This window comes from Cognatiyoonia sp. IB215182, assembly GCF_033963905.1.
Taxonomy (GTDB): domain Bacteria; phylum Pseudomonadota; class Alphaproteobacteria; order Rhodobacterales; family Rhodobacteraceae; genus Yoonia.
The window spans coordinates 1-11331 of record NZ_JAXBMB010000036.1 but is presented as its reverse complement, the minus strand read 5'-3'; the positions used below and the strand labels follow the sequence as shown (position 1 = coordinate 11331).

Annotated in this window: 8 protein-coding genes and 1 pseudogene; 3 read left to right on the top strand and 6 right to left on the bottom strand. The window is 50.6% G+C overall.

From position 1 onward, the window contains the following. Nucleotides 1-882: 882 nt before the first annotated feature. Both SLH47_RS25775 and SLH47_RS25770 read left to right on the top strand, forming a co-directional pair. Nucleotides 883-1938, top strand: a complete 1056-nt coding sequence (locus SLH47_RS25775; RefSeq protein WP_320243957.1) for a helix-turn-helix domain-containing protein — start codon at nucleotides 883-885, stop codon at nucleotides 1936-1938. Between the two features lie 724 nt (nucleotides 1939-2662). Continuing rightward, complete coding sequence (locus SLH47_RS25770) at nucleotides 2663-3814, top strand: AraC family transcriptional regulator (protein ID WP_320243959.1); 1152 nt, start codon at nucleotides 2663-2665, stop codon at nucleotides 3812-3814. A gap of 480 nt (nucleotides 3815-4294) precedes the next feature. Here the strand turns inward: SLH47_RS25770 and SLH47_RS25765 are convergent, their stop codons facing one another. The 4 genes and pseudogenes from SLH47_RS25765 to SLH47_RS25750 form a co-directional block, all read right to left on the bottom strand. Continuing rightward, the gene (locus SLH47_RS25765; RefSeq protein ID WP_320243955.1) at nucleotides 4295-4498 is read right to left on the bottom strand and encodes a hypothetical protein; all 204 of its coding nucleotides are present in this window, start codon (nucleotides 4496-4498) and stop codon (nucleotides 4295-4297) included. 104 nt (nucleotides 4499-4602) lie between these two features. Continuing rightward, nucleotides 4603-4941: a type II toxin-antitoxin system RelE/ParE family toxin gene (locus tag SLH47_RS25760; protein ID WP_320243953.1), complete on the bottom strand. Its 339-nt coding sequence runs from the start codon at nucleotides 4939-4941 to the stop codon at nucleotides 4603-4605. Next, nucleotides 4934-5209, bottom strand: a complete 276-nt coding sequence (locus SLH47_RS25755; protein WP_320243952.1) for a type II toxin-antitoxin system ParD family antitoxin — start codon at nucleotides 5207-5209, stop codon at nucleotides 4934-4936. The genes SLH47_RS25760 and SLH47_RS25755 overlap by 8 nt, the downstream gene beginning before the upstream one ends. 425 nt (nucleotides 5210-5634) lie before the next feature. Continuing rightward, nucleotides 5635-5928: pseudogene (locus tag SLH47_RS25750) on the bottom strand (transposase); the annotation flags it as partial. Nucleotides 5929-6943: 1015 nt separating this feature from the next. Here SLH47_RS25750 and SLH47_RS25745 point away from each other — a divergent pair. Then, complete coding sequence (locus tag SLH47_RS25745; protein WP_320243950.1) at nucleotides 6944-7735, top strand: terpene synthase family protein; 792 nt, start codon at nucleotides 6944-6946, stop codon at nucleotides 7733-7735. A gap of 646 nt (nucleotides 7736-8381) precedes the next feature. On the opposite strand, the gene SLH47_RS25740 is transcribed toward SLH47_RS25745, so the two are convergent. Together SLH47_RS25740 and SLH47_RS25735 are read right to left on the bottom strand one after the other, a co-directional pair. After that, nucleotides 8382-9431: an Ig-like domain-containing protein gene (locus SLH47_RS25740; protein WP_320243948.1), complete on the bottom strand. Its 1050-nt coding sequence runs from the start codon at nucleotides 9429-9431 to the stop codon at nucleotides 8382-8384. A gap of 1452 nt (nucleotides 9432-10883) precedes the next feature. Beyond that, a partial coding sequence (locus tag SLH47_RS25735) for an autotransporter outer membrane beta-barrel domain-containing protein (protein ID WP_320243945.1) occupies nucleotides 10884-11331 on the bottom strand: 448 nt, incomplete at its 5' end.

Genomic DNA, 11331 nt, shown 5'->3' with positions numbered 1-11331 from the left:
CTGATGAGCTGATGAGCTGATGAGCTGATGAGCTGATGAGCTGATGAGCTGATGAGCTGATGATACGGCAGCTTCACCACAAGCGCAAGTAACATATTGAATCTATTGCGGATATTTCGGGCTTTTCTATCAAGCATGTGGTGGGCGAACCATTCGTTTCATACCCGAACACTAGAACCCGCTTACCGCATTGGGAAATACTCCAATCCTATATTTGAATAGACAACAGCTATGGGAAGCCTGGGCCTGCCAGGCTTTCGTTTACCCAACACAGACCAGCTAGCAATCAAGATAGCCAGCTCACCGAAGGCTACCATAGCGAGATACAGCCACTTCAGCGATCCCATCAATCCTATGCACTGTTTATCCCACCCTTAGAAAGGCGCCTAGAACTCCTTTAACTTCAAAGATAATACATCTGCGCAAAAAGCCATGACGCGACAAGATTTAATGCAAAACAAGGCGGGGCATACGTCATGCAGGCTGAGCGTCACGGATAAAACATCCGCCGAGTTCTGAACTAGCTTGTTGCCGACATGGCCTAGATTTCATTTGAGACCCATGGTGACACTTTTGAGCAGGTGCGCTCCACAATCCAACTTAATTGTCAACAGCTGTTCTGGCTAACTAACCCAAGGACCAGTTCATGTCTTGTTCTCAAGAGGCATAACACTTGGAGCGTAAGTCGTAAGCTTTTCGAACCGGGTAGATCGGGTAGATCTCCCACTACATCCGCCCTCGACAGAACACGCGGTGCGTTCGATGAAGTCGAGCACTCAGGTTTTACAACTGTACGCAAATGCAACACCGCCAAAAAGCCAGCGAACACCACCGAAGCAAGAAACACCTCCACTGCACGATTGAAAGTCTCCTTTGGACCCGATGGAAAACAAACCTACTTCAATGGCACCAATCGAGTATTCAACGCTCGATCTTGAACCCAAGCATCAGTTTGAAGCAATTTCACAAGCGGTAGCTCCAATTTGCGAACTCAAGAAACCTCACTCCGTCGGTAATGGGTTTCGCGCTAAGTATTCAGCTTTCGATCTCGACGGGATAGATATCATTGACTGGGAATCTGAAAAAACCAATAGCGAAAGATCGAATGAACTAGTCAGGAAATCCGATTTTGATAATTGGGCGATCTGGCTCGTCCGGAGTGGTTACTTTTGCAATGAATACGATGATCTCTCAGTAAAAGCCAATACAAATAGCTTAATGCTCGTATCCTACGCAGAACCGTGGAAATCATATTGGCAAGGAAGAGGTTTTGTATCTGTCGGGCTTAGCCGTGAGAAATTCTCTTGGATGGCGACATCTCTGGATGAGGCCAATCGCTCGGTACTCAATGGTCCCCTGACAGGGTTACTTAGAACGTTTATCTCTACTCTTGTAAGTGAAACGCACAGGATTTCCGAAGATCAGAAACAGACTCTCTCAAGGTCTTTTTCAAATCTCCTCGCAGCGTCGCTGGAACCAACAGCAGATAATCTTTACAACGCCACACCGGCTTTGAATGCCACCAGGCTCACGATTGCCCGGGAATTCATCCGTAAGAACTTGGGGCAACCGGAACTCAACGTAGATTATATTTGCAGGTCGCTCGGTGTGTCCCGCCGCACGCTCTACAATACGTTTGATGGGCACGGCGGCGTTGCCAAGTACATCAAGACTGCCCGGCTTCAAGCCTGCTACAAGGCGTTGTCCGACCATGCAGATCTTAGATTTGTCAGCACAGTTGCATACCAATATGGGTTCACCAACATGTCGCTGTTCAGTCGGCAGTTTAAGGAACTATATGGCTTCAGCCCTAAGGAGGCGCATGACCACGCCGCGAGCAACCATGTCGCCCCGAATAGCAGCTCTCCAACGCTGCTTGAGCACTTGTGCAAGTCCACAAGTTGTTCAGGCAGCCAAGCATATGACGCTGCACATTGAACCGCAACATGTTGGCAACAGGCTAACGCGCCGGAGCAGGATGGGCAATAAACAGGGCTACTGCGTGTCGTCATAGAAGTCGGTACTCCTGACGCGGCTTGAACAGGGTAGCCTAGGCTGAATGATTGAGCGGCTGCCGTGCCGGTACCGCTTACGTCTATCGCTACGCCGTCGTTGCCGCAGCAGCTCTTCTGCTCGGAGACGTGCCAACTTCGTGCGGTTCGCACCTCTGCCGCGGACCGACAATCACTCAAAGGCTTTGCGCAATCGTAGCGACTACAGCTTTTGGTAGGCTGCATTGCTGCAAAGCAGGGATCATCACCAATCCGTGAAGCAACCAACCCCACATCAAGCGGAGCGCTCCACCGCCTTCATGCCGCTCTCGCAAGAACCACAAGGATCAGCCTAAGAACCCAACGAGGCGTCATCAGTGTTAAGGGTCTCTGAGAACATCCGATATCCTTAGCGCGCAATTCTGAACAGAAGCAGATGCAAAGACCTCCACATGTCGCTGCACCACATCTTACATCGCTCAAGCGTCCGGGTTGGCGTTACTTGGGCTTTGCATCCAAATGTCACATCGGCAGGTTTTCGCTCTGCCTTCTGTTTCCAGTGCAAAACGTTGCTCACTTCTGTGATAGTAGGAGGGAGCAGCTGGTGCTTTTTACAATCATAGGTTTTCATATGATCTCAGACGCTTGGAACTGCGGAAAGACACTTGAAAATGGCGCGCGGAAGACTTGTGAATTCGTTTACTCTGGATTCAACCGCGTTGCGACCTTCAGAACAGTTTGAGTTTTTGCGTGCAGAAATTGCACCTATATCTGGTATGCTCGTAGAGCGACGTGAACCAACAAGGTCGCCGTTTGAGTTTAGAGTACGACGCTATAGTGCTCCAAGTATTGCATTGGAGAGTGTAACTCTCTGGAATCCACTTGAAGTTCGTGTAACAAAGAAATCGATGGCGCTTGCGATGTCGGATCGATTGTCGTTACACTATCGTACGACTGGAACGGACAGTGTTGCTATTTTTGGAAACAATACTAGTGTAGCTGGACCGCAAGATCTGCGAATTATCGACTTTCGGCAGCCCTTCTATTCTGACCTATCTGGGTTTCAGAGCTTGAATGTAGTATTGGATCGCACTGATGTTTTAAGCGAACTTCCTTTTATACATGATAGAAATGGAATTATTATTCAGAGTAGCTCGTTATCCAATACATTACGTCAGTTGGTACTATGTATTTTTCGCGAACTTGAGTTTGCGACTGATGCAGAGGCGACAAAAATGCTCAACCATCTACGTCAGTTCAGCATTGATACATTACGTTTTCATATACTTCGCGATTTGGACAGCACAGAGATATCAAGTCAATCCAAACTGAGCGTAGTGCTTAACTACATTGAGCAGAACTATAATGAACAGAGTCTGACGCCCGAAAACCTCGCTGTAGCAACTGGCATGTCTCGGGCAACACTATATCGGCTCTGTCAGTCGATGATTTCACCTCATGAGTTAATCCAAAAAACAAGACTGAGGAAAGCGGCTCAATTCATCAGAGCAGGCGAGGGTACTAATATTGAGGCGCTTTCGCATAGCGTTGGCTTCGCTGGCAGGCAGTCTTTCACGCGTGCATTCCGAAGGGAGTTCAAATTGTCACCCAAGGAATACAGGCAGGAATACTCACCCTGCGCAATTGATACTCCGGATCAAGGAAACTCGCGGTGTCGACGGAGCAAGATACGAAGAGCTCCACTTCGTCACAACCACAATACTGCGTCATCTTACCCGCTGGGTGAGTCTAAAGTTGGGTGCTGCAACAGAGACCTGCTTGGCGCAAAACCTGATATTGGTGAAGGAATGGGCATTCTTTGAGTGCTTAACTCTTAAAGTCATCGCCCTGAACAGGTAGACACAAATCAAGAAATGTCGCCTATCGGATTAGATGCTTTGTAAGGCTATAGGATCAATTATCCAAGTATGTGGGATCTAGAATTTGTTCCCGTCGAATGGTGGTAGGCATGAAGCCCTTGCAAAGCGCCCATTTACACTAAGGCTCTGGCTTCGAACGCTTCCTCAAGTGCGTATACGCCACCACAAGAAGCGAAGTATCACAAGTCAATTGTAGAGAGTGATGTGCTCAACTATTGCCCTTTTAATGGCGGCGTAGACACTTGCCGTTGGGGCTGAGCAAAACTCGGCCTCCTTGGGGCGTGATGCTCTCAAACGGCAAGCACGTTCCAAGACGCACTTGCCGTCAGGCCAATCTGATGACGATCAGTTTCTGGAGTGGCGGGATTTGCTTTGGTTGATACAATCGATCACAACCTCATTGGCTCTCGGGCGACGGACAATTTACAAGAGTTCAGCGATGGTATCGTTGATGATGGCATTGAAGAGACGGGTGACTTTCGTGATGGCATGTTCAACCAGCGCGACGGTCAAAAGATCACCGTCAAAGATAAAGCCGAGTGTGAGTTGAACGCGTGCTAGATATGTCCGCCGCTTGAGGTGCGCGGCGATAGTAACGAACACCAAGAACACGGCGGCCCAGCCCATGTAACCCCGTATCAGATCTCGGTTAATGAGATGTCTTACACCATAAGATGAAAAGTTCTCAAATGGGCGACCGCCTTCGGGAAAGCGATATTGTCAGGCCCCAACTATCGCTCAAGAAGTCTGCGCAGCATATGGCGCGTATGATCTTGGCCACCAAAAAAGTACGCCAAGACCCTTACGGTCTCCTTTTGCCCATCGAGTTCAAACCAAATCACAGCACGGTCGATGGTTATGTTCCGAACGTCCGGACCATAGCTTTCCCGCATGGTGCCACGAAACGGATTTGAGGCAAGCATGCCAACGCTCTCCTGAATACTGCGAACACGTGCTGCAGCATGCACAAAGGCGGTTTCATCTGGCTCCCCAAGATTCACGTACGTCGCAAACAGATGGTCGAATATCAGAGAGAGATCTTGCTCAGCGTCAGCTGCAATCTCAACCATCCAGGCCAAGATCCTGCCTTTTTCGCTTGATCATATCATCTGTTTGCCGAGCAAAATTTGTACTCGACAAAAACTGACCGTCCTTGCGCTCTTCGAGCAAAACCTTAAGGGCAGCCGTCTCAAGCAATTCCATCTCCTCCTGCTTGCGCAGCAGATCAAGTCCCTGTTGCACTACAGCGCTCATGCTGGAAAACCGGCCCTGGTTGACCAGGTCACGCACATACGCGTCTTGCTGCTCTGAGATCGAAACTGAAGCTTTGACAGACATAGGTATTCTCCCTTTCGATACTTATACTACTGAGTAGTATATCGGTCAATGACCCTTAGATGAAACGACTACCCGTGGAAAATGTAAACGCTCAGTAGCTATCAGGGAGCCGCGAATTTGATTGGGTCAAGGCACCGCTTGCAGAGAAACCACGGCCAAGGGAGGGACAAATGGATCACGCGCCCTTGAACCGCTTGGTTTGCCGCGCAAATGACAGCTGTCACTGAACTGCTGTCGCTGCCGCCCATAGCCGATTGCGGTCAGACGAATGGTAAATGTCTTCGGGGTCCCTCGCATATGCGTCTCAATCTCCATTATGAGACGCACAAAGCGATCCCGCGCCCCAATGATTGTACGAAGGCGACCCGCATCTAAACTGCGGACGTGAACGGCCATAAACCAGCCGATCCGGGCCAATTGTGCCAATCCTTCAGATCCTTCGCCTCGCGAAGCAGTGCTTTGAACTCATCAGTGTTAGCGGCGCGCGCTGTATCCCCAGCAGGCCGCCTCTTGTCGGTCTCCACGAAGTGCTTTGACCAATTGTAGGAGAGGCCCTGTGATATTCCTTCACGGCGACACAACTCAGCGATGCTGTCCTCACCACGCGGCCCATCCAGCACGATCCTGATCTTCTCACCAGATGAATAATACATACTTGTGGCACGCTTAATATCTTTGACGATCGTCTCGCCAGGGCTTTTCGTTGCCTTTCTCATCATCCACTCCTCAGTGGCTACTGACGAGTAACAAACCCTCTCTTAGCAACGAACCGTATTTGGGTCCATGAGCGCCGACGTCAGACAATACACTACACCCAATTCTACCCTGCAGCACGCAGAGAAAACAAATTGCACAATGAAACAAGTACTCGTTACTGCACATATCTCCGGAAACCACCATCCTTTGTTACCAGTGAAAATACAAATTAGGTGTAACTATGAGTATAAGCACCATATTCGGAGTGCCTTTTTTACAATTATTGTTACCAGTGTCGAATTCTGATGATTCTGTTTTTAGTTGGCACGAGACACAACTAGCGAATATACGTCGAAACTCATTGACAGCATTTACCATTTTTACTTCCAATCCGCCCTTCTTGCCCAATCTATTTGGTTTTTACAGTGATCAAATCGCGGTTTATTTACTTGGCGATAATACGGAGCGCCATACTCGCATCGCTGCATACACGATTTTGAACTTCGATATCTACTTCTACATTGAAAGGAGATACCTCGATTTCGTTGCCATAGTTCTCATTCGCACAACGCTAACTTTCGCAATCTGCCAATAGCAGCAGTATGCATCGGCTCGTACTATACCCGAAGGCGTACGCCTTTCGATCGGCAAAAAAAATGCAATCGCGTATTTGGTGCGCTGCCGCGAACCAATGCGACGATATGAAGCTGGGCACTAGAACGACGATACTAGGTTAAACGGATTCCAGCTCATTGAAGGATATAGTGAAATTCCTCAACTCGTATGTGGGAATAATTGCCAGCCTTCAACAGATCTCGGTCAATAGACACCGACACAATTAAGTCGAATACCTGAACTGAAAAAGTGAGTGGAGAAATGCTAATAAGCCACCCCGTCTTAACGAGCCCTTACCCCTCAACTCTGAACCCTTTCGGAAAGCCAGTTCAAGATGGCACTATAAACTGGCTGGTTCGTTACCGCATTATTTGCAGTAAAGGCGAGGAGGATCGAGTTAGGCTGCAAGGGTGGACACGCTGCATGGCACGCTGTTACCCAAATGCTTCTCGTGTTGACTTGCAGTGGATTTCTGATTGGGTCAGTTGGATATTCTTATTTGACGATCAGAACGATGAAGCAGAGCAGGGACGCGGAGCGAAACGCCTAACTGAATATCGCCCCCTTCTTCTGGATATTATGAGAGGTACCCGGGCACAGGAAGGTAGTCAAATGCTCCAAGCCTGGCATGATCTATGGGCACGCATCCGACCGAAAGTGGATCCAAGCTGGCTGGAGCGACTGACGCAACAGCACGATGATTATTTTTTGGCATGTATTTGGGAGGCATCAAACCGTAAAGCAGGCACGGTTCCGGACACCAAGACGTACCTGCTTAAGCGGCTTGATTCAGGCGCTGTATACCCCTGCTTAACTATTATTGAGTTCGTTGGGCAACTGAACTTACCTGAGAGTGTACTTCATCACCCGGTCATTAGCGATCTAAGTCGATGCACAAACAATCTTGTTTGTTGGAGTAATGATATTGTGTCTTTGGAAAAGGAAGTAAAAAACGGAGACGTGCATAATCTAGTTATTGCTCTGAGCAATGAGCACCAAATCAGCCTGCAAGAGGCAACCGACAAAGCAGTCGTCATGTACGAAACTGAAATGGAACGTTTTGAAGCTTTGATAGGTAAAGTGCCACAGTTCTCTACGGAGATTAATATTGACCTGCAGTCCTACATCGAAGGGTTGAAGTTCTGGATACAGGGAAATCTTGATTGGTCGTTTGAAAGCCATAGATACCGTGCCGCATCGTCTAACCACAAATAGTAGCCGATGGTCTGAAGGCTTTGCTCGAAACCGGGGTTTAAATGAAGCCGACTACACTGACTGTACAAATGGACGAGTTATGTAAAAAAACTCCTCCTGTGTTTGATGGTTGAACTGTTCGACCGGATGCTGTTGGCGGGCAATAGCTTTGAGATCCAGTTAGAACGACGGTGCTCATCCGTTGAACCTGACCTCTTGGGCCAGAGTTAGATCTGCAACGCTGCTCGGCTGTGGTTTTGTCCAATTTCAGGTGACCATGCTCCAAGTGTAGCAACGCCTTCAGCATGCGGCAAAGGGCATATCGGGTTGCTTGTGCGGCGGCGCGGGCCGGGAGACCTTCATACCATCGGGCGGCAGAGGCTGGGCCTGTGGTTTCGGACGCGATGGCTGATGCATCGCGGAAGTACGAATGTCTCGCTGCTGGTGATGGCAAGGCCTCTGCCCTCTCAGTCTCCACGATTGAGCCACGACTGTTGGGTCTCGCTGGACCGGACCATATTCCTTTGGATTAACTTGACAGCTTGCCTAGCATCTTTCACGAGTTTGGCACCAAGCTGATTGGGGTGGATGGCCGTTGCTCCAACCGGCTTCGCAATGTGCCACAGCGAAGGTGTCCAAGCCCGCTTTTGAGAGGAGCCGACCTATCTCAGAAGAGAAAGTCGGCTTCAGTCAGGTTCGTAACACTGAAGTTGCATAAAGTAATGGTTCCGTGTCCGGATACAGAAACTGCCGTATCCGAACCGATCCGTATAATGGTCAAATCAGAGTAGGACATACCTGCGATGTTATAGAAACTGATTAGGTCAATGCCGTCTTCAAAGTCTTTTATCGTATCGTTTCCAAAACTGTTTCCCGAGAAATTGTTTCCAAAAACAAATTCATCATTGCCAGCGCCGCCATACAGGATGTCATTGCCGTCGTCGCCATACAGGATGTCATCGCCATCCAAGCCATACAGGATGTCATTGCCAGCGTCGCCCCTAAGGTAGTCGTTGCCAGCGCAGCCATACAGGATGTCGCCGCCAGTGGTGCCAACGATCATCAGCGCTTCGTCTTTTCCGTGTACAAGGATTGAAACACTTGCGGTGCTCTCACCGCCATTGCCGTCAGCGATGGTGTAGGTGAAGGTATCCGTCAGGGTCTGGCCCTCTGCCAGAGCCTGAACAGCGTCTGCGCCGGTGGGATCATAGCTGATGGTCCCGTCGGTGTTCAGCGTCAGGGCGGCCCCATATGTGCTCGTGGCCGAAACACCTGTCACCGTGAGCGCATCTCCCTCGATATCACTGTCATTGCCAAGAAGCGTGGCGGTATCGATCAACGTCACAACATCTTCTGTGATCGGTGTGGAACTCTGCGCAACATCATCGACCGCGACGGGCGCATCGTTGACAGGTGTGATATCAAGCGTGAAGGAACTACTTGCCAATAGAGAACCGTCACTGGCTGTCACCTGTACGCTCAATGTGCCATGGAAGTCCTGGGGCGGTGTGCCCGAGAAGCTCCCCGAAACCGCATCAAACGCCAACCAGCCCGGCAGCGCCGCACCACCAACCAGCGTCGCACTCAAGGTCAGCGCATCGCCATCCGGATCTGTGAACGCATTCGCTGGCAGGGCAAAACTCACAGCCTCATCTTCCGCTGAAGATTGATTGGGCAATAAGACTGTCAAAACGGGTGCATTGTTCATAGCGGTCATTTCTTTATCCAATTCAGTCTATTGAGCTGTCGACATTGGTTTCGTGTGAATCCTGAAATCACTGGCAACGAGCGAAAACTTGGCGTTGCTTTCCGAAGCTTTAGTCTTCGAGGGTTGATTGCCCGCAAGCTCGTCCAGTCAGTTCGATCCTTTTCCAACATTGGAACCAAGTCGCCGTACTGGGAAATACTGAAGTCCTATATTTGAATAGGCATCAGCTATAGTGAGGCCCGCGCCTGTCAGACGTTCACTTTGTCAAAGCGGTCTAATCAGATGGGGTGGATGGCGCCCGCCCCCCCGCCGTCGCAATGGGCTATAATGCAGTTGTCAGAATCTGCGATTGAGAGGAGCCACCCCATGCAAGTTGCCACCGTAGGTCTACGTGTTCAGTCCCCGCATCTGGTGGATCGGACTTAAAATGAAGCGATCTGACTCTAGTGCTGGATACCAAACGAATTGACTGGGCGTATTTGTGGGTAATGAGATAGCAAAACTCAAACAACAAATCTTCAAAAGTGTCGGCGCGGCAACAGCATCAAGTCTCCACCCACCACCTACGCATTCAGGATTCAAGCGAGATCAACGTCGATCAATCAACCATGTAAACTGGGCATACAAGTGTGATGCAGAACGAAGATCCTGGTCGGATTGCGACCTTAGCACAAGACCTCCCCGCTGTTTCAGCGGGCCAGAAGGTGAAGGACCTACTCCTTCCCTCACCGGGCCGCTATGGCGTGCCCATGTTTGGCGGCTCTTGAGATCGGCGAAATGCGCATTCCACGCAGCTCAGATGGATCTAACTGTACTAACACTCCATTGCCACATCTGCGAGGAGCTGCGCCATGTCCCGGAGAACGCGCGCCTTGTCGGCCTTGACCCCGCAGATGCGTGGCGTGTGGTCTTGGCCATGGCAAAGGCTAGTCAGAGCCGATCTTTTGGCAACGATACACACAAAAGCCATCAGCAAAAGACCAAGAAAGCCTGCGCTCGCTTAATGAAGCGCGGTCGCGTCCCTCCGGGGCGCCTGTCGGTCCATCGACCATCTCGCATCCAAGCCAGGAGGCAGCGCGATTCTGAACAAATGCACCGAATTGATTGAGGCGACGGACCGGACCTTCGAGGACATCTGGCTGCTCGTAGATCGGGCCCTGAGGACTGGGCAAACAAAAGAGCCGGCGGTGCCCATTGGTTGGCTCTTGAGCCTTGCGGCAAGACACATGCATGGGCACAATACCAATTGGAACTCTAGAACCGTATAGCACTCCCTGATAATGACAAGATAAGTGGCTACGTTAGTGGAGTAAATTGCTGTTACGGATTTTAAGTGCGCGTATTCCGTCTCCTCACAGGATTTGTCGGCAACCTCACTTAGCTCACCTACTTCCGAAGGGTTGCGCCGCCTTCGATTGACCTCGGCGCGCCATCACATACAGTGCCTCTCTCGCTGTCCCCTCAAAGTCTCATTTTGAGGCCAGCATTTGCGCTGAGGGCGCTGGTGTCGCCCGCATTGCTGAGCCCGGTGGCATAGGCAACGTCGCCAAACAGATCCACACGCTCGGTCAGGGCATAGCTACCGCCAAGACCAGCCCCAAGCGTCCAGGGTTCACGCTCTGTCGTCAGCGACGTTCCCGCCACCTCCACCTCACTGCCCGCGCCAAACTCATGGTACAGGTTCACAATGCCATAGAGGCCACTCTCCCCACGCTCCTGCGCCGCGACCTCAAGCCCAAGCCGCAGCTGCTGGCTGGTCGCATCGCTCAGCGCGACCGCCTCCCGGTGCGCCTCACTCGTGAAGTCACTGAACGTCACTGACGACAGGCTCAGCTGGGATTGCGGGGTCACCGTCAGCCGCGTGCCCAGATCAAGCTGCTGTCCCGCCTCCAGCGACAGCGCATAGCCC

Bases quoted from the DNA above. Each gene is read 5' to 3' on its own strand.
- SLH47_RS25775 (WP_320243957.1), top strand. From the start codon at position 883: ATGGAAAACAAACCTACTTCAATGGCACCAATCGAGTATTCAACGCTC.
- SLH47_RS25770 (WP_320243959.1), top strand. From the start codon at position 2,663: ATGGCGCGCGGAAGACTTGTGAATTCGTTTACTCTGGATTCAACCGCG.
- SLH47_RS25765 (WP_320243955.1), bottom strand. From the start codon at position 4,498: ATGGGCTGGGCCGCCGTGTTCTTGGTGTTCGTTACTATCGCCGCGCAC.
- SLH47_RS25760 (WP_320243953.1), bottom strand. From the start codon at position 4,941: ATGGTTGAGATTGCAGCTGACGCTGAGCAAGATCTCTCTCTGATATTC.
- SLH47_RS25755 (WP_320243952.1), bottom strand. From the start codon at position 5,209: ATGTCTGTCAAAGCTTCAGTTTCGATCTCAGAGCAGCAAGACGCGTAT.
- SLH47_RS25745 (WP_320243950.1), top strand. From the start codon at position 6,944: ATGGCACGCTGTTACCCAAATGCTTCTCGTGTTGACTTGCAGTGGATT.
- SLH47_RS25740 (WP_320243948.1), bottom strand. From the start codon at position 9,431: ATGACCGCTATGAACAATGCACCCGTTTTGACAGTCTTATTGCCCAAT.